Annotated in this window: 21 protein-coding genes; 5 read left to right on the top strand and 16 right to left on the bottom strand. The window is 73.3% G+C overall.

From position 1 onward, the window contains the following. Positions 1 to 32 precede the first annotated feature (32 nt). From AB0F04_RS21815 to pdhA, 6 genes are all read right to left on the bottom strand, one after another. A complete protein-coding gene (locus AB0F04_RS21815) occupies positions 33 to 1,142 on the bottom strand; it encodes a potassium channel family protein (protein WP_362043622.1) in 1,110 nt (369 codons plus the stop codon). After that, complete coding sequence (locus AB0F04_RS21810) at positions 1,139 to 2,530, bottom strand: molybdopterin molybdotransferase MoeA (RefSeq protein WP_362043621.1); 1,392 nt, start codon at positions 2,528 to 2,530, stop codon at positions 1,139 to 1,141. The genes AB0F04_RS21815 and AB0F04_RS21810 overlap by 4 nt, the downstream gene beginning before the upstream one ends. Further along, positions 2,527 to 3,516, bottom strand: a complete 990-nt coding sequence (locus AB0F04_RS21805; RefSeq protein WP_362043620.1) for an NTP transferase domain-containing protein — start codon at positions 3,514 to 3,516, stop codon at positions 2,527 to 2,529. The genes AB0F04_RS21810 and AB0F04_RS21805 overlap by 4 nt, the downstream gene beginning before the upstream one ends. A gap of 86 nt (positions 3,517 to 3,602) precedes the next feature. Further along, positions 3,603 to 5,051 carry a dihydrolipoamide acetyltransferase family protein gene (locus AB0F04_RS21800; RefSeq protein WP_362043619.1) on the bottom strand — a complete coding sequence of 483 codons (1,449 nt, stop codon included), beginning with the start codon at positions 5,049 to 5,051 and terminating at the stop codon, positions 3,603 to 3,605. After that, complete coding sequence (locus AB0F04_RS21795; RefSeq protein WP_362043618.1) at positions 5,051 to 6,055, bottom strand: alpha-ketoacid dehydrogenase subunit beta; 1,005 nt, start codon at positions 6,053 to 6,055, stop codon at positions 5,051 to 5,053. Before AB0F04_RS21795 ends, AB0F04_RS21800 begins: the two co-directional genes overlap by 1 nt. Further along, entirely contained in the window at positions 6,052 to 7,203 is a 1,152-nt protein-coding gene (gene pdhA, locus AB0F04_RS21790; protein ID WP_362043617.1) for a pyruvate dehydrogenase (acetyl-transferring) E1 component subunit alpha, read from the bottom strand. The genes AB0F04_RS21795 and pdhA overlap by 4 nt, the downstream gene beginning before the upstream one ends. Positions 7,204 to 7,393: 190 nt before the next feature. Here pdhA and AB0F04_RS21785 point away from each other — a divergent pair, with 190 nt between their 5' ends. Further along, a complete protein-coding gene (locus AB0F04_RS21785; protein ID WP_362044264.1) occupies positions 7,394 to 7,879 on the top strand; it encodes an Lrp/AsnC family transcriptional regulator in 486 nt (161 codons plus the stop codon). Positions 7,880 to 8,162: 283 nt separating this feature from the next. Here AB0F04_RS21785 and AB0F04_RS21780 read toward each other — a convergent pair whose 3' ends face one another. Both AB0F04_RS21780 and AB0F04_RS21775 read right to left on the bottom strand, forming a co-directional pair. Continuing rightward, positions 8,163 to 8,753 carry a TetR/AcrR family transcriptional regulator gene (locus AB0F04_RS21780; protein ID WP_362043616.1) on the bottom strand — a complete coding sequence of 197 codons (591 nt, stop codon included), beginning with the start codon at positions 8,751 to 8,753 and terminating at the stop codon, positions 8,163 to 8,165. Next, on the bottom strand, positions 8,750 to 10,267 hold the full coding sequence (locus AB0F04_RS21775; RefSeq protein ID WP_362043615.1) for a 3-hydroxyacyl-CoA dehydrogenase: 1,518 nt from the start codon (positions 10,265 to 10,267) through the stop codon (positions 8,750 to 8,752). Before AB0F04_RS21775 ends, AB0F04_RS21780 begins: the two co-directional genes overlap by 4 nt. Before the next feature lie 160 nt (positions 10,268 to 10,427). On the opposite strand from AB0F04_RS21775, the gene paaN reads away from it, so the two are divergent. Beyond that, the gene (paaN, locus tag AB0F04_RS21770; RefSeq protein ID WP_362043614.1) at positions 10,428 to 12,119 is read left to right on the top strand and encodes a phenylacetic acid degradation protein PaaN; all 1,692 of its coding nucleotides are present in this window, start codon (positions 10,428 to 10,430) and stop codon (positions 12,117 to 12,119) included. Positions 12,120 to 12,188: 69 nt separating this feature from the next. Here the strand turns inward: paaN and AB0F04_RS21765 are convergent, their stop codons facing one another. From AB0F04_RS21765 to AB0F04_RS21755, 3 genes are read right to left on the bottom strand one after another with little or no spacing between them, the layout of a single operon-like run. After that, positions 12,189 to 12,932: a TrmH family RNA methyltransferase gene (locus AB0F04_RS21765; protein ID WP_362043613.1), complete on the bottom strand. Its 744-nt coding sequence runs from the start codon at positions 12,930 to 12,932 to the stop codon at positions 12,189 to 12,191. Next, positions 12,929 to 14,140 carry an HTTM domain-containing protein gene (locus tag AB0F04_RS21760; protein ID WP_362043612.1) on the bottom strand — a complete coding sequence of 404 codons (1,212 nt, stop codon included), beginning with the start codon at positions 14,138 to 14,140 and terminating at the stop codon, positions 12,929 to 12,931. Before AB0F04_RS21760 ends, AB0F04_RS21765 begins: the two co-directional genes overlap by 4 nt. Beyond that, on the bottom strand, positions 14,137 to 14,904 hold the full coding sequence (locus AB0F04_RS21755; RefSeq protein ID WP_362044262.1) for a DUF5819 family protein: 768 nt from the start codon (positions 14,902 to 14,904) through the stop codon (positions 14,137 to 14,139). The genes AB0F04_RS21760 and AB0F04_RS21755 overlap by 4 nt, the downstream gene beginning before the upstream one ends. A 284-nt stretch (positions 14,905 to 15,188) precedes the next feature. Here AB0F04_RS21755 and AB0F04_RS21750 point away from each other — a divergent pair, with 284 nt between their 5' ends. Beyond that, complete coding sequence (locus tag AB0F04_RS21750; protein ID WP_362043611.1) at positions 15,189 to 16,322, top strand: acyl-CoA dehydrogenase; 1,134 nt, start codon at positions 15,189 to 15,191, stop codon at positions 16,320 to 16,322. 29 nt (positions 16,323 to 16,351) lie between these two features. On the opposite strand, the gene AB0F04_RS21745 is transcribed toward AB0F04_RS21750, so the two are convergent. The 4 genes from AB0F04_RS21745 to AB0F04_RS21730 all read right to left on the bottom strand — a co-directional run bounded on the left by AB0F04_RS21745 (position 16,352) and on the right by AB0F04_RS21730 (position 20,019). Further along, complete coding sequence (locus AB0F04_RS21745; protein ID WP_362044260.1) at positions 16,352 to 16,681, bottom strand: rhodanese-like domain-containing protein; 330 nt, start codon at positions 16,679 to 16,681, stop codon at positions 16,352 to 16,354. A 76-nt stretch (positions 16,682 to 16,757) separates the two neighbouring features. Next, positions 16,758 to 17,585: a hypothetical protein gene (locus AB0F04_RS21740; protein WP_362043610.1), complete on the bottom strand. Its 828-nt coding sequence runs from the start codon at positions 17,583 to 17,585 to the stop codon at positions 16,758 to 16,760. Between the two features lie 165 nt (positions 17,586 to 17,750). Beyond that, positions 17,751 to 19,190 carry a DUF2252 domain-containing protein gene (locus AB0F04_RS21735; RefSeq protein WP_362043609.1) on the bottom strand — a complete coding sequence of 480 codons (1,440 nt, stop codon included), beginning with the start codon at positions 19,188 to 19,190 and terminating at the stop codon, positions 17,751 to 17,753. Between the two features lie 130 nt (positions 19,191 to 19,320). After that, on the bottom strand, positions 19,321 to 20,019 hold the full coding sequence (locus tag AB0F04_RS21730) for a ScbR family autoregulator-binding transcription factor (protein ID WP_362043608.1): 699 nt from the start codon (positions 20,017 to 20,019) through the stop codon (positions 19,321 to 19,323). A gap of 512 nt (positions 20,020 to 20,531) precedes the next feature. Between AB0F04_RS21730 and AB0F04_RS21725 the strand changes: the two genes are divergently transcribed. Together AB0F04_RS21725 and AB0F04_RS21720 are read left to right on the top strand one after the other, a co-directional pair. Further along, positions 20,532 to 21,545, top strand: coding sequence for a ScbA/BarX family gamma-butyrolactone biosynthesis protein (locus AB0F04_RS21725; RefSeq protein WP_362043607.1), 1,014 nt, complete (start codon positions 20,532 to 20,534; stop codon positions 21,543 to 21,545). Further along, entirely contained in the window at positions 21,542 to 22,465 is a 924-nt protein-coding gene (locus tag AB0F04_RS21720; RefSeq protein ID WP_362043606.1) for an NAD-dependent epimerase/dehydratase family protein, read from the top strand. The genes AB0F04_RS21725 and AB0F04_RS21720 overlap by 4 nt, the downstream gene beginning before the upstream one ends. On the opposite strand, the gene AB0F04_RS21715 is transcribed toward AB0F04_RS21720, so the two are convergent. Next, entirely contained in the window at positions 22,466 to 23,758 is a 1,293-nt protein-coding gene (locus tag AB0F04_RS21715; RefSeq protein WP_362043605.1) for a cytochrome P450, read from the bottom strand. Between the last annotated feature and the right edge of the window lie 131 nt (positions 23,759 to 23,889).

The raw sequence follows: 23,889 nt of genomic DNA, 5'->3' as shown, positions 1-23,889 counted from the left end.
TGCGCGGCGGCCGGCGTGCTTCTGCCCTGCCCTCAGTTGTTGCGGGGCATCGGGGGCATCGGGCGGATGTCGGGCGCGACCTGGGTGGCCGGGGTCTTGCGCACGATGGTGATGAGGCGGTCGGCCAGCTCCAGCCGTCCGACGGACGGATCGTCGTAGCCGAGGACCCGGTGACCGCGTATGACGCTCACCACCAGGTCGGCGACCTCCCGCGGCGTCTTGCCCACCTCGGCCTTCACCACCGGCCGTTCGACGATGTCGAGCCCGCTGCCCTGCTGGATGAGGTCCTCCATCACCATGCCGGCCGAGGGGCTGAGCACGGACAGGCCCAGCAGCCGGCCGGCGGCACTGGCGCTGGTGACGACCGCGTCGGCGCCCGACTGCTTGAGCAGCGGGGCGTTCTCCTCTTCCCGCACGGTGGCCACGATCTTCGCCCCACGGTTGAGCTGGCGTGCCGTCAACGCCACCAGGACCGCGGTGTCGTCGCGCTGGGTCGCGATGATGATCTGGCGCGCCTTGTGCACCTCGGCCTGCTTCAGCACCTCGCTGCGGGTCGCGTCCCCGACGATGCCCGCGTAGCCCTCGGCGGTCGCGGCGTCGATCACCTTGGAACTGGGGTCGACCACGACCACCTGCTCCTTCCTCAGACCCGTCGCGCAGACGGTCCGGATCGCCGACCTGCCCTTCGTTCCGAAGCCGATGACGACGGTGTGATCGCGCAACGTGGACCTCCAGCGGGTCAGTCGCCATTCCTCCCGGGTGCGTTCGGTGAGGGCTTCGAGGGTGGTGCCGACCAGGATGATCAGGAACAGCACCCGCAGGGGCGTGATGACGAGGATGTTGGTGAGCCGGGCGCTTTCGCTCGCCGGGGTGATGTCACCGTAGCCGGTGGTCGAGAGCGTGACGGTCGCGTAGTAGAAGGCGTCGAGGAGGCTGATGCCGCCGCCCGCGTTGTCGTTGTAGCCGTCGCGGTCGGCGTAGACGATCAGCGCGGTCAGGACGAGGACGAACAGCGCCATGGAAAGCCGTTTGGCGACCTGGCGGATCGGGTGCTCCACCACTTTTCTCGGGAGTTTCACCCGATAGGTCACCAGATGCTCGTCGGCCTGGCGGGCGATCGCGTCCTGGCCCGGAAGTTTCACGTGAAACACACCCCGATTCCTCCGGACGCCCAGGGCAGGTCGAGCAGTTCCGCGTCCTGTCCCGGACGTGCGCCGCCCGGCGGGACCACGGCCAGCGCGTCCGCCGCCGCGATGCCGCGCAGCATGGCGGGACCGTTGTAGTGCAGCGGCACGGCCTCGTCGCCGCGCAGGACGACGGGGACGAGCCGGGTGTCGTCGGGGTGCCCGTGCACGGCGTCCCGGAGCGGCATCGTGTACGGCTCGGGGGCCGGGCGCGCCGCGAGGGTCCGCAGCAGGGGCTCGGCGAGCGTCAGCAGGGCGGAGACAGCGGCGAGCGGGTTGCCCGGGAGGCCCACGAGGTGCTGCGTCCGCGTGATGCGGGCCAGCAGCATGGGGTGGCCCGGGCGCACCTTCACACCGTCCACGAGGAGTTCGGCGCCGATCCGGCGCAGCGTGGGGTGGACGTGGTCGACGGGACCCGCCGCGGTGCCGCCGGTGGTGAGGATGACGTCCGCGCCGGAGGCGGTGACGGCCTCGTGCAGGGCGTCGGCGTCGTCACGGATGCGCCGGACGGCGGTGACCTCGGCGCCGAGCGCCCGCAGCCAGGGCGGCAGCATCGGGCCGAGCGCGTCGCGGATCAGGCCGTCGTGCGGCAGGCCCTGGGTGAGCAGCTCGTCACCGAGGACCAGGACTTCGGCGCGGGCCCGGGGGACGGCGGTGACGCTGTCGTATCCGGCCGCCGCCGCGAGCCCGAGGACGGCCGGGGTGACGAGCGTGCCGACGGCGAGGAGCTGGTCGCCGGTACGGCACTCCTGGCCGCGCGGGCGGATGTCCTGGCCGGGGACGACGTCCCTGGTCGCGTACAGGCGGCCCTTGTCGTCGGTACGGCCGTGCTCGCTGCGCAGGACCGCGGTGGTCTCCGGGGGGATGCGGGCGCCGGTGGCGATCGGGACGGCCTCGCCGTCGGTGAGGGAGCCGGGCCCGGCGTGCCCGGCCAGGACGCCCTCGTCCCGTACGTGCCAGGGGGCGGGGCCGCACACCGCCCAGCCGTCCATCGCGGAGGTGTCGAAGGAGGGGAGGTCGGTGAGGGCGTCCAGCGGGGCGGCGAGGGTCAGGCCGAGGGCGGTGTCGAGGGACGCCGGGACGGGGGCGCGGCGGGCGGCCCGGGCGGCGTCGCGGCCGGCGCGTTCGGCCAGGGCCCGGGCCTCGGGCCAGGGCGTGGCGCGGTGGCGGTCGTCGGGCCGGACGGAGGGGTCCGGCTGGTGGGAGGGGCGGGCGGCGCTGTCCGTCTCGCCTCGCGCTGGGGGTTCGGGCGGGTGATTGCCGTTGCTGTTCCTCACGAGGGCGAGCACCTCCTCGACGTCGAGGTCCTCGGCGTCCTCACCGGCACGGGCGCCGTGCGGGGTCATCCGGCGTCCGGGCGGGTGTCGGGCGTGGCATCGGGGGCCACGTCGCCCTGGGGCCCGTCGGCGGAGGGCTTGGTCTCGGAGGCCGCGGCCTCGGAGGTGCTCTCCTGCGCCCAGCGCTCGGCGAGAGCCGCGGCTTTGCGGGCTGCCTCGGCGACCGCGTCGGGGCCTCCGCCCGCCTGCGCGGCCGCGTAGCCGACGAGGAAGGTGGTCAGCGGCGCCGCGGGCCGGGCCACCCCGTGGGCGGCGTCGCGGGCGAGGTCGAGCAGGCCGCGGGTGTCGACATCGAGGTCGATCCCCAGTTCGTCCCTGACGGCGGAAATCCATTCATCCAACACGTGCCCATGCTCCCTGATACGTGCCCTGGCGGTGGCGATGTCGTCCCAGGTGTCGCAGTCGAAGGACGCGACGGGGTCCAAGACGCGGGTGAGGTCCAACTCGGCGGTGAGGCGCCGCAGGGGGAGACCGGCGAGGGCGCCGTGCCGGTCGGTGAGGAGCGCGAGCTCCTCGCGCAGCCGCGACGCGCGGTAGGCCGCCACGAGCGGCTGGTCGCGGCCTGTGGGGTCGGTCAGCAGTGCACCGTCCAAGCCGCTCTCCCGCAGTGCGGTCAGCAGACGGCCCACGGCCGGTTCTTGAAGGAACGGCAGGTCGGCGGAGAGCACGGCGACGTGCTCGGCCGTGGTGTGGCGGAGCCCGGCGCCGAGCGCTGCGAGCGGGCCGCCGCCGGGCGGGTCCTCGCGGGCCCAGGTCACCGGCCGTACGGTCGGCCGGGGCGCGGCGACGACGACGGTGGTGCGGGCGGTGGCGCAGGCGGCGAGCACCCGGTCGAGCAGGGGCCGTCCGCCCACCCGCACACCGGGTTTGTCCGTGCCGCCCAGGCGCCGGGCGGCACCACCGGCGAGCACGACGGCGTCGTATCCGGCGGGGTCCGTCCCCGGTGCGGGGCCGGTTCCGGCGCCGGGTTCCCCGGAGGGCTCGTAGGCGGTCACCCCCCGAGTATGCGTGCCCCCGCGATCACACGGAACGCGGGGGAAGCGACACGATCACGAACACCGGCTCGGACGAGGAACAGGAATCACAGCGTCCGCAGCAGCACCGCCGGCTGTTCCACGCAGTCCGCGACGTAGCGCAGGAAACCGCCCGCCACGCCCCCGTCGCACACCCGGTGGTCGAAGGTGAGCGAGAGCTGGACGACCTGCCGCACCGCCAGCTCGCCCTCGTGCACCCACGGCTTGGGGACGATGCGGCCGACGCCGAGCATGGCGGCCTCGGGGTGGTTGATGATCGGGGTGGAGCCGTCGACGCCGAAGACGCCGTAGTTGTTCAGCGTGAAGGTCCCGCCGGTGAGTTCACCCGGCGTCAGCGTCCCCGTCCGGCCCGCCTCGGTCAGCCGGGCGAACTCCGCGGTCAGCGACTCGGCGTCACGCGCGTGCGCGTCCCGTACGACCGGGACGACCAGGCCCCGGTCGGTCTGTGCCGCGAACCCCAGGTGCACATGGTCGAACCGGACGACTTCCCTGGCCTGTGTGTCGACCGTGGAGTTGAGCTCCGGGAAGCGGGCGAGGGCGGCGGTGCAGATCCGGGCCAGCAGGGCCAGGAGGGAGATCTTCGGCCCGCCGGCCGCGTTCATCGCCGCGCGCGCCCGCATGAGCTCCGTGGCGTCCGCGTCCACCCAGCAGGTGGCGTCGGGGATCTCGCGGCGGCTGCGCGCCAGCTTGTCGGCGACGGCTCCCCGGATGCCCTTGAGCGGGGTGCGGATCTCGCCGGGTGCCGCTGTCGCCGACGAGGCCACGGCGGGCTGGGGCACGGCTGCCTGCGGCACCGGCGGGTGCGGCTGCGCCGGCGGTGCCGTCACGCCCTGCCCGGCTGCCCGCAGGGCGTACTCCACGTCCGCCCGCAGGATCAGCCCGTCCGGGCCGGACCCGGTCAGTTCCCGCAGGTCCAGGCCGTTCTGCCGGGCCAGTCGGCGCACCAGGGGCGAGATCACGGGGACCGGACCGTCACCCGGCCCGGCACTGCCGGCCTGCCCGTTCACGGCCGTCTCGGGGCCTCCGGCGTGCGACGGCGCACCCGCCGGGGACACGGCGGCGTCCGCCCGCCCGTTCAGCGGCCCGGCGGCACCGTCCCGGCCGGCCTGTCCGGCTGTCGCGGACGCGCCGGACCGCGGTCGCTCCTGCCGTACCCGGCGGCGCCGCGCGGGCGCCTCGGAGGTGCCGTAGCCGACCAGGACGTTGCCCGACCCCCCGGAGCCGGTGTCGTCGGCGCCGGAAGCGGGCCGCTCCCCCACGGCCACGGTGATCAGGGGCGCCCCGACGGGCAGCTCCGTGCCCTCCTCGCCGAAGCGGGCCGTGACGACACCGCCGTAGGGGCAGGGCACCTCGACCATCGCCTTGGCCGTCTCGACCTCGACGACCGGCTGGTCGATCGCGACGACGTCGCCGACCTCGACCAGCCAGCGCACGATCTCCGCCTCGGTGAGCCCCTCACCGAGGTCGGGCAGCTTGAACTCGAGCACCTGTGCCATCAGCTCTCGGCCTCCCACTGCAGACGCCCCACGGCGTCCAGGATCCGGTCCACACCGGGCAGGTGGTGCCGCTCCAGCATCGGCGGCGGATACGGGACGTCGAACCCGGCCACCCGCAGCACCGGCGCCTCCAGGTGGTGGAAGCAGCGCTCGGTGACCCGGGCCGCGATCTCCCCGCCCGGGCCGCCGAAGGAACCCGACTCGTGGACGACGACCGCGCGTCCGGTCCGCCGCACCGAGGCGCACACCGTCTCGTCGTCGAACGGCACCAGGGAGCGCAGGTCGACGACTTCGAGGTCCCAGCCCTCGGCCCTTGCCGCCTCGGCGGCCTCCATGCAGACCGGTACGGACGGCCCGTACGTGATGAGCGTGGCGCTGCGCCCCGGGCGCCGCACCACGGCGCGGCCGATCGGCTCGACCGGTGCCGGCTCCTCGGGGTTCCAGGAGTCCTTCGACCAGTACAGCCGCTTCGGCTCCAGGAAGACGACCGGGTCGTCGGAGGCGATGGACGCGCGCAGCAGCCCGTAGGCGTCGGCGACGGTCGCGGGCGTGACGACATGGAGCCCCGGAGTCGCCATGTAGTACGCCTCGGAGGAGTCGCTGTGGTGCTCGACACCGCCGATGCCGCCGCCGTAGGGCACGCGGATGGTGACCGGCAGGGGCATCCTGCCGCGGGTGCGGTTGCGCATCCGGGCCACGTGCGAGATGAGCTGCTCGAACGCCGGGTAGGCGAACGCGTCGAACTGCATCTCCACGACCGGCCGGAGCCCATACATGGCCATGCCGACCGCGGTGCCGAGGATGCCGGCCTCGGCGAGCGGGGTGTCAGTGCAGCGGTCCTCGCCGAACTCCTTCGCGAGTCCGTCGGTGACGCGGAAGACACCGCCGAGGGTGCCGACGTCCTCGCCCATGACGTGCACGGCGGGGTCGGCGGTCATGGCGTCGCGCAGCGCGCGGGTGAGGGCCTGCGCCATGGTGGCCGGCTTGACGGCGACGGTGGTCATCGGTGCGTGCCCCCCTCGGACTCGGCCTCGGACTCGGCCTCGAGCTCGGCGCGCAGCTGGTCCCGCTGTTCCAGCAGCTGGGGCGTGGGCTCGGCGTAGACGTGGTCGAACAGGTCCATCGGGTCGAGTGCCGCGTCCTGGTTCATCTGCTCGCGCAAGGAGGCGGCCATGGTCTCGGCGTCCCGTCGGGCGGCCTCGATGCCGGCCTCGTCGAGCAGACCGCGCCCGGTCAGCTCGCGCTCCAGGAGCCGGATCGGGTCGTGCTCGCGCCAGGTCTCGACCTCGGCGTCGCCGCGGTAGCGGGTCGCGTCGTCGGCGTTGGTGTGGGCGTCGACGCGGTAGGTGATCGCCTCGACGAGGGTGGGTCCGCCGCCCGCGCGGGCGTGGCGTACGGCGTCGGAGAGCACCTCGTGCACGGCCGCGGCGTCGTTGCCGTCGACCAGCCGTCCGGGCATGCCGTAGCCGACGGCCTTGTGGGCCAGCGACGGGGCCGCGGTCTGCTTGGCGAGCGGGACGGAGATCGCGAAGCCGTTGTTCTGCACGAAGAAGACGACCGGCGCCTGCCAGACGGCGGCGAAGTTCAGCGCCTCGTGGAAGTCGCCCTCGCTGGTGCCGCCGTCGCCGACCATGGCCAGCGCGACCACGTCGTCGCCCTTGAGGCGGGCGGCGTGCGCGAGGCCGACGGCGTGCGGCAGCTGGGTGGCGAGCGGGGTGCACAGGGGGGCGACCCGGTGCTCGTGGGGGTCGTAGCCGGTGTGCCAGTCGCCGCGCAGCAGGGTGAGCGCCTCGACGGGGTCCACGCCCCGGGCCACCACGGCGAGCGTGTCGCGGTAGCTCGGGAAGAGCCAGTCGCGCTCCTGGAGGACCATGGCGGCGGCGACCTCGCAGGCCTCCTGGCCGGTGGTGGAGGGGTACACCGCGAGACGGCCCTGCTTGGTGAGGGCGGTGGCCTGTGCGTTGTAGCGACGGCCCTTCACCAGCTGCGCGTACAGCGTCCCCAGCAGCTCGGGGTCGGCCTTCGCGGCCGCCTCGGTGCCGAGGACGCGGTACGGCTCGGCGTCGGGCAGCAACGGCGCGGGATCCGTCCGGGGCTGCCAGGCGGGCGGCGGGGTCGGCTGGTACGCGCCCCGCTGCTCCATGACCGTCATGACGGCACCTCCTCGTGGGAGCGGCTCGAAGAGGCGCGTCGGCTGTGACCCGCCTCACCTACCGATTGTTCGGTCGACGGCACAATTTGGCTATGGGTGACCCCAGGCTGTGGACAAACGGTTGTCCACAGCCTGAGATGGACGCAGTACGTCCATCTGAGGGAGGTCGGCGCGGGTGGCATCTGAACAAATGGCCGAAGGCCCGGACGACGGCGGCGTGCTGCCGCCGCCACGCCCCCTGGACGCCATCGATCAGGACATCCTGCGCATGCTCCAGGCGGACGGCCGCGCCTCGATACGGTCGGTCGCCGAGCGGGTCCACGTCTCCCGGGCGAACGCCTACGCCCGCATCAACCGGCTCGTCGAGGACGGTGTCATCCGCGGCTTCAGCGCCCGCGTGGACCACCAGCGGGCAGGTCAGGGCACGTCCGCCTACATCACGCTGAAGATCGTCCAGAACTCCTGGCGCACGGTGCGCGAGGAGCTCAGACAGCTGCCCGGCGCCTCCCACATCGCCCTGGTGGGCGGCGACTTCGACGTACTGCTGCTGGTCCACGTCTCCGACAACCGGGCCCTGCGCGAGCTGGTGCTGACCCGGCTCCAGGCGATCCCGCAGGTGCTCAGCACCCGCACCCTGCTGGTCTTCGAGGAGCAGGACCTGGAACCGCAGGGCTGAGGCGGCCGGTCCGCGCCCGTCTGCTCGCGGCCACCGCGACACCGCGCTGCACCGCGCAGCACCGCGAACGTCACCGGGAGCAGCGCGCGGTGCGGACGGGCGGTGCGTCATGTCCGGGCATGCGCCGCACCCCGATCACCGCTGGGCGCCCGGGCATGCGCCCCACCACCAATCACCGCGGGGCGCCCGGGTATGCGCCCCACCCCGTCACCGCGGGGCGGCCGCCACCCCGCCACGTGTACTCAGCCCTACCCGTGCGCGGGTCCTCACGCGCAGGGCGCGGTCACCCGCCCTTGCGCAGGCCCGAGAAGGCCAGCTGCACCACCGCGTCGGCCACCTCGCGCTCGCTCATGCCGCGCCCGTCCGGCCGGTACCACTCGGCGATCGAGTTGATCATGCCGAAGACCAGCCGCGTCACCAGCCGGACGTCTATGTCGGCGCGCACGTCCCCGTCCGCGGCGGCCGCCTTGAGCAGGTCGGCGACCCGGTGGTCGAAGTCGCGGCGCTGCTCCAGGGCCCACCGCTCGGTGTCGGTGTTGCCGCGCACCCGCAGCAGCAGAGTCACGTAGGGCAGCTCGTTGATCAGCACCTCGACCATGCGCCGGACGACGTACTCCAGACGGTCCGAGGCGCGTCCCTCGCACGCGTGCTCCTCGTCGAGGATCCCGAAGAGCCCGCCCAGGGCGCGGTCCACGGCCCGGCGCAGCAGCTCCTCCTTGCCGGTCACGTGGTGGTAGATCGACGACTTGGAGATGCCGGCCGCCTTGGAGAGGTGCTCCATGGAGGTGCCGTCGTAGCCACGCTCGTTGAACACCTGGACGGCGACGGACAGCAGGGTGTCCCGGGTGTAGGTGTCACGCTTGGCGGTGCTCATGAGGCGGTGCCCTCCCGCTTGTCGGAGGCGTGGGCGTGGCGGTACAGCGCCAGGGAGGGCGCGTAGCGCCCCGAGGGGTCGCGCAGGTGGAGGTCGTCCAGGAGCGCGTAGGCCCAGGAGCGGCCGAGCCGGCGGCTCCACTCGAAGGGGCCGAGGGGGTAGTTCACACCGAGGCGCATCGCGGTGTCGATGTCCTCCTCGGTGGCGACGCCCTTGGCGACCGCGTCGTGCGCCAGATCGATGATCCGCGCCACCGTGCGGGCGACGATCATGCCCGGCACGTCGCCGATGACACTGACCTGCTTGCCGAGCGCCTGGAAGAGGCCGACGGCCTCGGAGAGGGTCTGCGGGGCGGTGTCCTGGGAGGCGGACAGGGCGATCCGGCCGGCCTTGCGGTAGTCGAGGGCGAGGTCGAAGTAGACGACGTCGCGGAACTCCACCGAGGTCTGCCCGTCGGCGAGGGCGAGCTGCCCGCCGCTCGGCAGCACCAGGCGGCTGCCGCCGTCCTCGTCCTCCTCGCGGACCGGGATGCCCGCCTCGCGGATCAGCGCGAGCAGCTCGGCGGCCGGACCGAGGTCCCCCTCGGCGACGACATACGCGGGCGGCTGCCGCTTCTCGGCGGTGTCCGGTTCGGGGCGCTCGGCGCCCTCCCCGTGGTCGTACCAGCCGTGGCCGGTCTTACGGCCGAGCCGGCCGGACTCGACCAGGCGCCGCTGGGCGAGGGACGGCGTGAAGCGCACGTCCTGGAAGAAGGACTCCCACACCGACCGCGTGACCGACTCGTTGACGTCCTGGCCGATCAGGTCGGTCAGCTCGAACGCGCCCATCCGGAAGCCGCCCGACTCGCGCAGCACGGCGTCGATGGTGGCCGGATCGGCGCCCTGCGACTCGTACACCGCGAAGGCCTCGGCGTAGAAGGGCCGGGCGATGCGGTTGACGATGAAGCCGGGGGTGTCCGCGCAGGCCACGGGCGTCTTGCCCCAGGCGCGGGCGGTCTCGTAGGCGCGGGTGGCGTAGGTGACGTCGGTGGCGAAGCCGGAGACGACCTCGACCAGCGGCAGCAGCGGCGCCGGGTTGAAGAAGTGCAGTCCGACGAACCGGCCGGGGGTGCGCAGGGCCCCGCCGATGGCGGTGACGGACAGCGACGAGGTGTTGGTGGCGAGCAGGCAGTCCTCGGAGACGATGCCCTCCAGCTCACCGAACAGCGCCTGTTTGGCGTCCAGCCGCTCCAGGACGGCCTCGACGACCAGGGCGCAGTCCGCGAGCTCGGCGAGGTCCTCGGCGGGCAGCAGCCGGGCCCGGGCGGCGTCCCGGTCGGCGCCGGTGAGCCGCTCCTTCTCGACGAGCCGGTCCAGGCGGGCGCCGATCGCGTCGGCCGCCTCCCGGGCCCGCCCGGCGACGGTGTCGTACAGCCGGACGGGATGGCCCGCGACCAGCGCGACCTGGGCGATTCCCTGGCCCATGGTGCCGGTGCCGACGACGGCCACGGGGCTGCTGAGGTCGAGTGCTGTCATGTGCGCGATCCTCCCGCACGGGGTTTTCCACAGATGCGGCGGACCCCCTTGAACCGACCGATCGTTCGGTTACTCTAGCTCTGTCCGAGTGTCCCTGCCCAGGTTTCTGCCCAGGTCATGAACTCGACGAGGAGTTCTTGAGACGAGGAGTTGGTCACCCATGACCGCCGCACTCTCGGCGCACGAGCTGATCGCCCGGCACCGGTCCACCCTCGACCAGGCGCTGGAAGCGATCCGCACCCGCGCCTACTGGTCCCCGCACCCCGAGCACCCCAAGGCCTACGGGGAGAACGGCAGCCTGGACGCGGCGGCGGGCAAGGCCGCCTTCGACGCCCTGCTCGGCTCCCGCCTCGACCTCGGCCAGCCGGGCACGGACGACTGGGTCGGCGGCGAGACGTCCCCGTACGGCGTCGACCTGGGCCTGACCTACCCGCACGCGGACCTCGACGTGCTGCTGCCCGCCATGAAGGCCGGACAGCGGGCCTGGCGGGACGCGGGCGCGGAGCAGCGCGCGGTGGTCTGCCTGGAGATCCTCAAGCGCATCAGCGACCGGACGCACGAGTTCGCCCACGCGGTCATGCACACCTCCGGCCAGGCGTTCATGATGGCGTTCCAGGCGGGTGGCCCGCACGCCCAGGACCGCGGCCTGGAGGCCGTGGCCTACGCGTACGTGGAGCAGGTGCGCACGCCCGACACCGCCGAGTGGACCAAGCCCCAGGGCAAGCGCGACCCGCTGGCGATGAACAAGCAGTTCACGCCGGTCCCGCGCGGCATCGCCCTGATGATCGGCTGCAACACCTTCCCGACGTGGAACGGCTACCCGGGCCTGTTCGCCTCCCTCGCCACCGGCAACGCGGTGCTGGTCAAGCCCCACCCGCGCGCGGTGCTCCCGCTCGCGCTCACCGTGCAGGTCGCCCGCGAGGTGCTCACCGAGGCCGGATTCGACCCGAACCTGGTCGCCCTGGCCGCCGAGCGCCCCGGCGAGGGCATCGCCAAGACGCTCGCGCTGCGCCCCGAGATCCGCATCATCGACTACACGGGCTCGACCGAGTTCGGTGACTGGCTGGAGGCCAACGCCCGCCAGGCGCAGGTCTACACCGAGAAGGCCGGCGTCAACACGGTCGTCGTGCACTCCACGTCCGACTACAAGGGCATGCTCTCCAACCTGGCCTTCTCGCTGTCCCTGTACAGCGGCCAGATGTGCACGACCCCGCAGAACCTCCTCGTCCCCCGCGACGGCATCACCACGGACCAGGGCCCCAAGTCCTACGACGAGGTCGTCGCCGATCTCGCCAAGGCGGTGGACGGGCTGCTGGGCGACGACGCCCGGGCGAACGCGCTGCTGGGCGCGATCGTCAACCCGGACGTGAAGGCCCGCCTGGAGGCCGCCTCTGGTCTGGGCGAGGTCGCCCTGGCCTCCCGCGAGATCACCAACGCGGACTTCCCGGGGGCCGTCGTCCGCACGCCGGTGATCGTCAAGCTGGACGGGGCCAAGCCGGACGACGAGGCCGCGTACATGAGCGAGTGCTTCGGGCCGGTGTCCTTCGCCGTCGCCGTCGACTCCGCGTCCGACGCGGTGGAGTTGCTGCGGCGGACCGTGCGGGAGAAGGGCGCGATGACCGTCGGGGCGTACACGACCGACCCGGACGTCGAGCAGGACGTGCAGGAGGCCTGTCTGGAGGAGGCGGCGCAGCTGTCGCTGAACCTCACGGGTGGGGTGTATGTGAACCAGACGGCGGCGTTCTCCGACTTCCACGGGTCCGGCGGCAACCCGGCGGCGAGCGCGGCGCTGTGCGACGGGGCGTTCGTGGCCAACCGGTTCCGGGTGGTGGAGGTGCGGCGGGACGCCTAGGAGCCCGGGGGTTCGGCTCGCCGAGCGGCTGCGGGTGATCGGTGGTCGTTCGCGCAGTTCCCCGCGCCCCTAACGGGGCGCACCGAGGCTCCAGTGGTACAGCGTCATCGCCACGCTCGTCGCCAGGTTGTAGCTGCTGACCTGGGGGCGCATCGGCAGGGACAGCAGGTGGTCCGCGCGGGCGCGGAGTTCCGTCGACAGGCCCGTGCGCTCGGAGCCGAACGCGAGGACGGCGTCGTCCGGGAGCTTGACGCCCCGGATGTCGTCGCCCTCCGGGTCGAGGGCGAACAGCGGGCCGGCCGGCAGATCGGGGACCTCCAGCCGCTCCACCGCCGTCGCGAAGTGCAGGCCCGCCCCGCCGCGTACGACCGTGGGATGCCAGGGGTCGACCGTCCCGGTCGTCACCACACCGGTCGCGCCGAAGCCTGCGGCCAGGCGGATCACCGCGCCCGCGTTGCCCAGGTTGCGCGGGTTGTCGAGGACCACGACCGGGGTGGTGCGGGGCGTGCGCGCCAGCCGCGCGAGGTTGGACTCGCGGGAGGGGCGCACGGCGAGCGCGGCCACGGCGGTGGGGTGCGGACGCGGCACGAACGACGCGTACGTCTCGTACGAGACCTCCGTGAGCAGCGCGCCCAGCGCGTCCCGCACGTCCGGGGCCAGCTCGTCGGCGAGCGCGAGGGCGGCCGCCCGGTCGGCCGTCACCGCCACCGGCACCTCCGCGCCGAAACGCAGCGCGTGCTTGAGGGCGTGGAACCCGTCGAGCAGGACGGTGTCGCCGGCGAGCCGGTGCCAGGCGGTCACGGGGTCGGTCATGCCCCGAAGCCTACGTGCGTGGTCTCGGGGCTCTCGTGCGCACGCGGTCCGGGGACCGGCGCACGGCCGCCGCGGCGCGGCAGCCGGTCACGCGCGCGTGCCACCCGGTCGCCCAGGCGGCGCAGGAAGCCCGTCGGCAGGAACACCGCGTCCGCCGCGATCATCGCCAGGGAGAAGAACGGCAGACCGAGGACCACGGCGATCACGGCGTGCTCGGTCATCATGACCGCCAGCAGGACGTTCTTCACCCGCCGGTTGAACAGCGTGAACGGGAAGGCGACCTGCACCAGGACCGTCCCGTAGGTCACCAGCATCACCATCGTGCCGCTGGCGGACAGCAGATCCGCCAGCCCCGGCCACGGCGAGAAGTACTCCAGGTGGAGCGGGTAGTAGACCGCGGTGCCGTCCTGCCAGCGGGAGCCCTGGATCTTGTACCAGCCGGCCGTCGCGTAGATCAGGCACGCCTCCGCCATGATCACGAGCAGCGCGCCGTTGTGCACGATGTTCGCGACGACGTCCAGCATGATCCGCGGCTCACCGGTCCGGGCCCGGCGCCCCACCAGCCACCACAGGCCCTGCACCGCCCAGACCGTCCACAGCAGGGCCGGTATCAGCCAGTCGCCCTGCATCCGGCCGGCCAGGGTCACCGCGACCAGCACGAGCCCGAGTGCGCCCCACAGGGCCGGGCCGGTCCGGTCGTGGACCCGCTCGCCCCGCTCGCGGGCCGCCCGCTCCCGCGCGGCCCGCCGGGCGTCCAGCGACCACACCTGGGCGCAGCGCGTGAACACCAGGTAGATCGACATCAAGTGCAGCACGTTGTCGCCGCCGTCGCCCATGAAGACGCTGCGGTTCTGCAGCGACAGCACACCCACCATGAACAGCACCGACATGGTGCGGGTGCGCCATCCCAGCGTCAGCAGGGCGCTGAAGAGGACCGCGAGCGCGTAGACGATCTCGAACCAGACCCGGCCGTCCGACCACATCAGGACGGTGAAGGAGCCGTTGGACGCGACCAGCTGCTGGGCGAGATCCCAGCTCCAGGGGCCGTCGGGGCCGTACAGCTCGTGCCGGTGGGGGAGCTCGCGCAGCAGGAACAGCAGCCAGGTGGCGCCGAAGCCGATGCGGATGACGGCCGTCTGGTAGGGGCCGAGGGCGGCCTCGGTGACGCGGGATATGACGCCCGAGACGGCCGGCGAGAAGCGGGTCACCGCGCCCCTCCCCGGGCCTCGTCCCGCGACACCCGCCACCACGGCAGCTCCCGGTAGGACGGTGTCGTGGAGACCTTCTCCCGGCTCCACACGGGCGGCGGCACATTGCTCGTGCGCGAGCGCCCCTGCACCCGTTCGATGACACCGGCGCCCCCGGTCGCGGCCCGCACCGCGTCGTCGTCATGCAGGCGCAGCACCATGATCCGGCGCAGATACGACTCCGAGAGCGCTCCGCGCAGGCCCACCGGGCGGTTCTCGCCGTCGTGCGTCGCGACGTAGAAGTCCCAGGCCCGGCGCAGCTCGTTCTGCTGGGTGTGGCTGGGCAGCAGGTTGCCGTCGATGGCCCGGCCGTCCTCGGCGGACAGGTCGTACCAGCCGGTGGTCGACGTCATGCCGTCCGGCCCGCGTACCCCGGCGCGCACCTGGATCGAGATGTTCTGCTGGAGCGGGTTCGGGGCGAAGAGCTTCCAGTTCTGCTCGAACTCCGGATAGATCCAGTCGTCGACCGCCTCCCCGTGCGCCCGGGTGACCGTGTTCGCCGGCGCGACGTGCAGGAACATCATCCCGAGGTGCACACACACCCCGATGGCGACGACCGCGAGCGCCAGGGCGACACCGAGCTGGTAGCGGAGGGAGAGGGCGGCGATGCCCGTACGGGGCCCGCCGGGCGGGCCCACCGGCAGGTCCTGCTCCGCGGGCGGGGCCGGATGCCTGGGCGCGCCGGGGCCGTGCCGGGCGTTCGAGCCCTCGTCGTACGCGTCCATTCCGCCCCGTTCCACGATCCCGGTCCGTCGTTCCGTCCGCCCGGCCGCGAGGGCGTCCCGCCGCCCGCGCGGCACTGCGGGCATCGGCACGGTACTCAGCAGACCCACCCGCGCACAGCCCCTGACCGCCCCTTCCACCGTGGCCGTCGCCACACCGGGGAGGCCGGCCGTACGGCGAGTGTGACACCCTACGGCGCCCGCCCGTACGCCCATTCCCTTCTTCTGGAACCTGTTCTATCTTGACGCCCCGTCAGCTCAACGGGATCGCCGGAAGGACGGGCACCGTGGACTTCACCTTCACCGAGGAGCAGCAGGCGGCGGCCGAGGCGGCGAAGGGTGTCTTCGCCGGGGTCGCCCCCGACGCCGTGCCCAGCCCGGCCCTCACCCCGGGCGCCGTCGCCGAGACGTACGACCGCGCCCTGTGGGCCCGGCTCGCCGACGCCGACCTGCTGAGCCTGCTGCTCGACGCGCGGTACGGCGGGGCCGGCCTGGACGCCATCGCGCTGTGCCTGGTGCTGCGGGAGTCGGCACAGGTACTGGCCAGGGTCCCCCTGCTGGAGAGCAGCGCCGCGGCCGCGGCCGTCCAGGCCTACGGCGGTGAGGAGGCGAAGGCGGACCTGCTCGCCCGGGCCGGCCGGGGCGAGATGGTGCTGACCGTCGCCGCGCACGGCCGCACCGGCCACGACCCGGCCGAACGGTCCGTGACCGCCCGCCGGGACGGCGCCACCTGGGTGCTGGACGGTATACAGACGGCGGTGCCCTGGGCCTACGACGCCGACGTCACGCTCGTCCCCGCGCACACCGGGACCGGCCGGACCGTGCTGGCCCTGGTGCCGCGCGGGCACGAGGGAGCCGACCTCGCCGAACAGTTCTCCACCAGCGGCGAGCGGCTGGGCGAGCTGCGGCTGACCTCGGCCCGGCTCGCGGCCCGGGACGTGATCGACACCGACGGGGCGTGGGAGTGGCTGCGGGACCTGCTGGCCACCGGGACGTGTGCGCTGGCGCTCGGGCTCGGGGAGCGCGTCCTGCGGATGACCGGGGACTACACGGGCCAAAGGGAGCAGTTCGGGTTCCCGATCGCGACCTTCCAGGCCGTCGCCGTGCAGGCCGCCGACCGCTACATCGACCTGCGCGCGATGGAGGCCACGCTGTGGCAGGCCGCGTGGCGGATCGCCTCGGGGGCCCCGGGCCCGCTGCCCGCCGCCGGTGACGTGGCCGTCGCCAAGATCTGGGCGGCGGAGGGCGTCCGCCGGGTCGTGCAGACCGCGCAGCATCTGCACGGCGGGTTCGGCGCCGACGTGGACTACCCCCTGCACCGCTACCACGCCTGGGCCAAGCACCTGGAACTCTCGCTCGGCCCGGCCGCGGCACACGAGGAGGCCCTGGGCGACCTCCTGGCCGCCCACCCGCCGGCCTGACCCGCCGGACGGGCCCTGTGCGGGCGTCCCTAGAGGACGAACCCCTGCTGCCCGTCGTCCGTCACGACGGGACGGCCCGCCGCCTCCCACACCTGCATGCCGCCGTCGACGTTCACGGCGTCGACGCCCTGCTGGGCCAGGTACATCGTGACCTGGGCGGACCGAGCGCCCGAACGGCAGATCACATGGACCCGGCCGTCCTGCGGGGCGGCCTCGGTCAGCTCGCCGTACCGGGCGACGAACTCGCTGATCGGGATGTGCAGCGCCCCTGCGGCGTGGCCGGCCTTCCACTCGTCGTCCTCCCGGACGTCCAGCAGGAAGTCACCGTCCTTGAGGTCCGCGACCGCGACCGTGGGCACACCAGCTCCAAAACTCATGTGCCCGACGCTACCGGAACCGGCCGGAACGTGACCGGGGCACGGCTCAGCCCCGGCCCTAACCCTGGCCTCCTCCGCCGTCGAGCAGCGCGGCCAGTTCCGCCTCCCGCTCGGCGACCTGGGTGAGCAGGCCCTGCCCGATCTCGTCCAGGAGCCGGTCCGGGTCGTCCGGCGCCAGCTGCAGCATGTGGCCGATGGCGCTGTCCTCCAGCTCCCCGGCCAGCAACCCGAGCATCTCCTTGCGCTGGGCGAGCCACTCGAGGCGGGCGTAGAGCTCCTCGGCGCGGCTGGGGCCCCGCTTCAGCTCGGGCCCCTCGGCCCACTCCGCGGCGAGCTCGCGCAGCTCCGCCTCGTCGCCCCGGGCGTAGGCGGCGTTGACCCGCGTGATGAACTCCTCGCGCCGCGCGCGTTCCTTCTCCTCCTGCGCCAGGTCCGGGTGGGCCTTGCGGGCGAGGTCGCGGTAGAGCTTGCGGGCCTCCTCGCTGGGGCGCACCCGCTGCGGGGGCCGCACCGGCTGGTCCGTGAGCATCGCCGTGGCCTCGGGGAACAGACCGCTGCCGTCCATCCAGCCGTGCAGCAGTTCCTCGACGCCGGGGATGGGGGCGAGCCGCGCTCTGGCCTCCTGCGCACGCTGCCGGTCCGCCGGGTCGCCGCTGCGGGCGGCTCTGGCCTCCAGGATCCGGGCGTCCAGCTCCTCGAGCCGGGCGTACAGCGGGCCGAGTTTCTGTTCGTGCAGCCGGGAGAAGTTCTCGACCTCGACGCGGAAGGTCTCCACCGCGATCTCGTACTCGATCAACGCCTGCTCGGCGGCCCGCACGGCCCGCTCCAGCCGCGCCTCGGGCCGTGCGGCGTCGTCGCCGTCCTGCTCAGCTTCCGGGGTCGTCACCCGACCAGCCTAGGTGACGCACCGGCCGGGCCTTGCGCCCAGCAGGGGAACGGCCCGGAACGCGCGGCACCGGCCTCGCCGCCGCTGACCGGCGAAACGGTGGCCGTGGCGGCATGCAGAAACAGACCCGCCGCATACGGCACCGGTGTGCAGCCCCTCGCCTCCCTACACCCCCGTCTCCGCCGCGACCTTCCCCGCCCGCACCCCCGCCAGCAGCTCCGCGTGATCCGCCTCGGTCCGGTCCGCGTAGGCCACGGCGAAGGCCGCCATCGCCTCGTCCAGCTCCTCGTTCTTCCCGCAGTACCCGGCGATGAGCCGCGGATCGGCGCTGTGCGCGTGCGCCCGCGCCAGGAGGGCACCGGTCATACGGCCGTAGTCGTCCAGCTGGTCGGTGGCCAGGGCGGCCGGATCCACGCTGCCCTTGCGGTTGCGGAACTGGCGGACCTGGAAGGGCAATCCGTCGACCGTCGTCCAGCCCAGCAGGTTGTCGCTCACGACCTGCATCCGCTTCTGGCCCAGCACGACCCGCCGGCCCTCGTGGCCGGCCTCCGGCGTCTCGAAACCGGCCGTCGCCAGATGCGGGACCAGCGCCGACGCCCGCGCCTCCTTGACCTGCAGCACCAGCGGCTCGCCCCGGTGGTCCAGGAGCAGCACGACGTAGGACCGGGTGCCGACGCTGCCCGTGCCGACGACGCGGAAGGCGACGTCGTGCACCGCGTGCCGGGCGAGGAGGGGCAGGCGGTCCTCCGGGAGGGTGCCGACGTACTCCTCCAGCGACGCGGCCACCGCCGCGGCCTGGGCGTCCGGGACGCGGCGCAGCACCGGTGGTGCGTCCACGAACCGGCGTCCGCCGTCCTGCGTGGCCTCGGTCGACCTGGCCGCGAAGCGGCCGCTGGTGTTGTGGCGGGCCTTCTCGGAGACCCGCTCCAGCGTGCCGAGCAGGTCATGGGCGTCGGTGTGGGAGACGAGCTCCTCGTCAGCGATGGCGTTCCACGCGTCCAGGACCGGCATCCTGGCCAGCAGCCGCATGGTCCTGCGGTAGGCACCGGCGGCGTCGTAGGCCGCCTTGCGGCACTGGTCCTCGTCGGCGCCGGCCACCCGGCCCGCGAGCACCAGGGAGGCCACGAGCCGTTTGAGGTCCCACTCCCAGGGGCCTGGCACCGTCTCGTCGAAGTCGTTCAGGTCGATGACCAGGCCGCCGCGCGCGTCGCCGTACAGGCCGAAATTGGCCGCGTGGGCGTCGCCGCAGAGCTGGGCCCGGATCCTGGTCATGGGTGTGCGCGCGAGGTCGTACGCCATGAGTCCCGCCGAGCCGCGCAGGAACGCGAACGGGGTGGCGGCCATGCGGCCGACACGTATCGGGGTCAGCTCCGGCAGCCGCCCGCGGCCCGACTCCTCGACGGCGCTCACCGCGTCGGGCCGGGACGGGTCCAGGTCGAGCGAGGCGTGTGAGCTGCGCGGGATCCGCTGGCGCAGGGCCTTGCCGTCGTCCTTGGGCGACCCGGCGGCCGGCCACTCGGCGAAGCCGCGCACCCGGGGCAGCCTTCGCGGCGCCCCGGACCCCGCCGTCGTCCCGCTCTCGCCGTGAACTCCACTGCCGGTCATCCCGACCGCCTCCCCCGCACGCGCACGAACATCAACTCGTGCCGACCGTACAACCGGTGGCCGAAACACGTCAGACCCTGTGGACAACTCCACCGCTGTGGACACCCACGCCGGGCCCGTACGGCGGTGTCTACGCCCCGGAGGACACGGGGGCCTGGGCGGGCACGGAGTCCTGCGCCGGCCCGGCCGCCTCCTCCTCCGTCAGGACCTGCGCCAGCAGCCGCCCCGCCCGCTCCACCGACACATCGAGCCTGGCCAGCACCGCCGGCACGGTGATACTGGGCAGGAAGTGCTCGAACAGCACGACGACCCGGCGCTCCAGATCCTCCCGCTGGCAGCGCAGCTGGGACAGCAGCTGCACCCCGGAGAAGCTGCCGACCAGCAGCTCCGCCGTCTCCGCCACGTCGACGTGCTCCAGCAGTTCGCCCCGCGCCTTGGCCTCGGCCAGTTTCTGCGTGTTCTGGTCGATCCACATCCGGAAGGCCGGGGTGCGGTCGAGGTCCATGGCCCCCTGGTCGAGGGCGAGCCCCACACTGGCCCGCACCAGCGGTTCGAACCGCAGCCGGTGGGCCAGGACCAGACCGGTGTCGACGAGTTCCTGGAGCCTGCTCGGCTGCGGCGGGAGGGTGATCGCGATCTGCTCCTCGAACACCCCCACCGCCAGCTCCTCCTTGGAGCCGAAGTGGAAGTACAGCGCACCCTTGGTGACGCCGGCCCGGTCCAGGATCTCGCCGATGGTCGCCGAGGTGTAGCCGCGTTCGTCGAAGACGGCCGCGGCCGCCTCCAGGATGGTCCGCCGGGTGCGGATCGCGCGCTCCTGTCGCGCCATCGGATGCCTCCTGATCTCCGTCGATCCCTGTGAAGTAGCTGTGTGGCGAGGGCGCGAGAGCCTGTTCAAGGGCTTGGCTCGCCCTTTGAAAAAAACCGGCTTGTCCGTATCTTAGTCGAGCGTCGACCGCGGCCAGGCAGCCGATCCGGGGGGTTCTCATGCCGCAGACAGGGCCTTTGAGCGCACTCACGGAGGAGCAGACCGGACGCGACGGCCGTCCGGCAAACGAAGGCGCTACGACCGTCGAGAACCCGCCACAGACTCCGCTGAGACGAACTCCGTCGGCCCCCCGGTCGACCGCCCCACCGCGCCCCGCCGCCGAAGCGCCGACCGCCACCCCGGCACCTTCCACACCACCGGCCCCCACCGCCGGAGCACCCGTACCCACCGCCGCGGCAACGGCCACCGAAGCACCCGCAGCCGCGACCACGGCAACGGCCACCGAAGCACCCGCAGCCCCGGCCACGGACTCGGGCACCGAAGCACCCGCAGCCGCAGCCGCAGCCGCAGCCATGGACTCGGACACGGACACGGAGACCGAGGAGCCCCCGGCATCGGCCGACGTCGTCCGCGTGCTCGCGCCGCCCTCCACCGTCACCGCACGCCCCGCCGCCCACTCCCACACCGCCGCCGTCGTCACCCGGGAACTCGCCCATCGCACCACTGGGACGGACGTCTTCCCCACCCGGTGGACCCGAATCTCCGGCAACCGCTTCCGCTTCACCGCCGACTGGCCGGCCGACCACCCGTTCTTCGGGCCCGTGGACGACCGCCACCAGGACCCGATGGTCGTTGGCGAAACGTTGCGGCAGGCTTCGATGGTGCTGGCGCACGCCGAGTTCGGCGCCCCGGCCGACACGCACTTCGTCATGCGGGACATGACGGTCCACGTCGACCCGGCCGCGCTGCTGCTGGCGGACGCCGCCGAACCGGTCGAGTTCGACGTCGTGTGCTCCGAGGTCCGCCGCCGCGGCCGCGGTCTGCACAGCATGCGGACCACGATGGAGTTCCGCCGCGCGGGACGGCTCGTCGCCCACGGCACCGGAAGCACCGGCTGCACCTCACCGCGCGCCTACCGCCGTCTGCGGGCGGGCAGGTCGGACGCCGTGAACCGGCCGGTCCCCCTCCTGGCGGGCATAGCGCCGCACACCGCGGGCCGGACCCGCGCCGAGGACGTCGTGCTCGCTCCCGGCGACCGCCCCGGCGTCTGGAAACTGCGCGTCGACACCGGCCACCCGGTCCTCTTCCCGCGGCCCAACGACCACGTCCCCGGCATGGTCCTGTTCGAGGCGGCCCGCCAGGCCGCGACCGCCGCGTCCGGCCTGCACCCCTTCCTGCCGAGCAGGATGACGGCCGACTTCACCCGGTACACCGAACTGCACAGCCCCTGCCGCGTCGAGACCGAGGTACTCGCCGAAGGCTCCGAGGAGGTGACCGTGAGGGTGTCGGGGCGACAGGACGGCGAGTTTGTCTTCACCGCCTCCCTGACCTGCGCCCGGCCCGCGCGGGCACCGTCCCTGCCGTGACGCTCACACTCCTGATCACGGGCTCGAGCGGTTTCGTCGGCGGCCGGGTCGCGACCACGGCACGGCGGCAACCGGGCGTCGACGTGCGTCTGTTGTCCCGGCACGCACCTCAGGGGCCCGAGTACGTGCACGGCGACCTGTGCGCCCCGCACTCCCTGCGCGGCGCCTGCGCCGGGGCCGACGTCCTGGTCCACTGCGCCTCGCGCGTCGGCGGCGACGCCGAAACGGTCGAGGCGGTCAACGACCACGGCACCCGGGCCCTGGTCGAGGAGGCCGTGCGCGCCGGAGTGCGCCGGATCCTGTACGTCAGTACCGCCGCCGTGCACGGCCGGGGCCCCTTCCGCGGCGTACGCCCCGGGGAGGCACCGATCGCGCCCGCCTCACCCACCAGCCGCACCCGGGCCGCCGCCGAACGGTACGTCCTCGACGCGGGCGGCCTGGTGCTGCGCCCGCACCTCGTGTACGGCGAGGGCGATCGCTGGGTGATACCCGGCCTGGTGTGGCTGATGAACGAACTGTCGGCCACCCTGACCGGCTGCACGGCCCTCCAGTCGATGATCGACGTCGGCACCCTGGGCCGTGCGGTGGTTGCCGCCGCGCTCTCCCCGGCACCCGGCGGCGGTGTGCACCACGTGAACCACCCCGAGCCGGTGCCGGTCGCGGACCTGCTGGCGGCCGTGTCCCGGGAACTGGGGGAGCCCGTCGGCGGCACGGCCGTGGACGTCGCCACCGCCCTCGACCGGGCCGCCGGGTCACCCCTCGCCCTTCACCACCTCGGCATGCTCACGGCCGACCACTGGTTCGTGGACGACACCTTCTGGAAGACCTTCGACTGCTCGCCCGGCGAGGGGTTCGCGGCCGTATTCACCCGCGCGGCGCCCTGGTACCGCGCGTTCCTCGAGGGCCGGAAGGTCTCCTGATCACTCCGCCTCCACCGCCACCGCCGCCTCCTCCGGGCGCGGGCCGGGGCCCCGGCCGTGCAAGAGCACCGGCAGCTCCTCGTGGCCGGTGGAGATGATGGACCGCAGCCGCTTCGGCGGATGCGACGGATCGGCCAGGGCCAGCCGCGGGAAGCGCGCGAACAGCGACGTCAGGGCCACGGTCGCCTCGGCCATCGCCAGGGGACGGCCCAGACAGTGGTGCACGCCGTGGCCGAAGGACACGTGGTCACGGCTGGTGCCGCGGGTGATGTCGAACCGGTCGGCGTCGGGCCCGTGCCGCTCGGGGTCGCGTCCGGCACCGGCGAAGGACACCACGAGCGGGTCGCCCTCGGGGATGGTCAGGCCCGGCTCGATCTCGATGTCCCGCACGGCGTAGCGCAGACCGGACATGGCACCCGGCGCCTCGAAGCGCAGCGACTCCTCCAGGGCGTCCTCCCAGGTCGCGCGCCCGGAACGGACGAGGCCGAGCTGATCGGGGTGGGCGAGCAGGCTGTGCACGGTGTTGTCGATGAGGTTGACGGTCGTCTCGAAACCCGCGGTGAGCAGCAGGATCAGGTTGTCCATCAACTCCTGTTCGCTGAAGCTGCCTTCGTCGCGCGCGGCGATGAGCGCCGTCGTCAGGTCGTCGGCCGGGTGCTCGCGTTTGTGCTGGAGGAACGCGGTCAGCGTGCCGTAGAGCTCGACGGCGTTGGCCTGGGCGTCCTCCAGGGAGATGGCGGTGTCGAAGAAGCGGTTGATGATCCGGTAGAGGTCCGCGCGCGGGCCGTCCTCGCCGGGCGGTACGCCGAAGAGCTCGCACACCACCTCGTGCGGGACGGGCGCCGCGAACGCGGCCCGCAGGTCGACGACTTCGCCCTCGGGGACGCGCTCCAGCGCGTCCAGCGTCCGGTCGACGATCTCCTGGACGCGGGGCATGAGGGCGTCGACGCGGCGCTTGGTGAACGCGGCGGCCATCGGCTTGCGCAGCCGGCTGTGGTCGGAGCCGTAGGCGGTGACCATGTTGCGCACCGAGACCCAGATGGCGAGCGGCCAGGTGCGGGAGATGTCCCCGTTGATCCAGGCCGGCCAGTGCTGGAAGGCGTCCTTGCTCGTCTCGGGGCCGGCCAGCAGCCGCTTGTTCAGCTCCAGGCCGGTGATCCACCACGCCCGTACGCCGCCGGGGAGTTCGACCTCCACGGCCGGGCCCCGGGCACGGATCCGGGATATCTCGCCGTAGAGGTCCTGACCGGACGGGTCGATCGACAGGAAGGGGCAGGCCTGCGGTTCTGCCATGGCTCATCGCTCCTCGGTCCAGAGGTTGGGGGACCATCGTGCGATCAGCGGACCGGAAAAACTTGGCATCCGGTCTGTTTCCGCTGTGCATTCACCCACGGTCGGCCGCGGAAACGGCACCACCGCAGCGC

Origin of the sequence: Streptomyces sp. NPDC029041 (genome assembly GCF_040637515.1) — a bacterium.
Lineage (GTDB): Bacteria > Actinomycetota > Actinomycetes > Streptomycetales > Streptomycetaceae > Streptomyces.
The sequence above is the reverse complement of the archived record's forward strand: the minus strand, read 5'-3'. Positions and strand labels throughout refer to the sequence as shown.

Excerpts from the sequence above, each read along its gene's own strand:
- AB0F04_RS21755 (WP_362044262.1), bottom strand. The coding sequence starts at position 14,904 with ATGGACGCGTACGACGAGGGCTCGAACGCCCGGCACGGCCCCGGCGCG.
- AB0F04_RS21780 (WP_362043616.1), bottom strand. The coding sequence starts at position 8,753 with ATGAGCACCGCCAAGCGTGACACCTACACCCGGGACACCCTGCTGTCC.
- AB0F04_RS21785 (WP_362044264.1), top strand. The coding sequence starts at position 7,394 with ATGGCCGAAGGCCCGGACGACGGCGGCGTGCTGCCGCCGCCACGCCCC.
- AB0F04_RS21810 (WP_362043621.1), bottom strand. The coding sequence starts at position 2,530 with ATGACCCCGCACGGCGCCCGTGCCGGTGAGGACGCCGAGGACCTCGAC.
- AB0F04_RS21795 (WP_362043618.1), bottom strand. The coding sequence starts at position 6,055 with ATGACCACCGTCGCCGTCAAGCCGGCCACCATGGCGCAGGCCCTCACC.
- paaN (WP_362043614.1), top strand. The coding sequence starts at position 10,428 with ATGACCGCCGCACTCTCGGCGCACGAGCTGATCGCCCGGCACCGGTCC.
- AB0F04_RS21765 (WP_362043613.1), bottom strand. The coding sequence starts at position 12,932 with ATGACCGACCCCGTGACCGCCTGGCACCGGCTCGCCGGCGACACCGTC.
- AB0F04_RS21735 (WP_362043609.1), bottom strand. The coding sequence starts at position 19,190 with ATGACCGGCAGTGGAGTTCACGGCGAGAGCGGGACGACGGCGGGGTCC.
- AB0F04_RS21800 (WP_362043619.1), bottom strand. The coding sequence starts at position 5,051 with ATGGCACAGGTGCTCGAGTTCAAGCTGCCCGACCTCGGTGAGGGGCTC.
- pdhA (WP_362043617.1), bottom strand. The coding sequence starts at position 7,203 with ATGACGGTCATGGAGCAGCGGGGCGCGTACCAGCCGACCCCGCCGCCC.
- AB0F04_RS21730 (WP_362043608.1), bottom strand. The coding sequence starts at position 20,019 with ATGGCGCGACAGGAGCGCGCGATCCGCACCCGGCGGACCATCCTGGAG.
- AB0F04_RS21775 (WP_362043615.1), bottom strand. The coding sequence starts at position 10,267 with ATGACAGCACTCGACCTCAGCAGCCCCGTGGCCGTCGTCGGCACCGGC.
- AB0F04_RS21725 (WP_362043607.1), top strand. The coding sequence starts at position 20,532 with ATGGACTCGGACACGGACACGGAGACCGAGGAGCCCCCGGCATCGGCC.
- AB0F04_RS21715 (WP_362043605.1), bottom strand. The coding sequence starts at position 23,758 with ATGGCAGAACCGCAGGCCTGCCCCTTCCTGTCGATCGACCCGTCCGGT.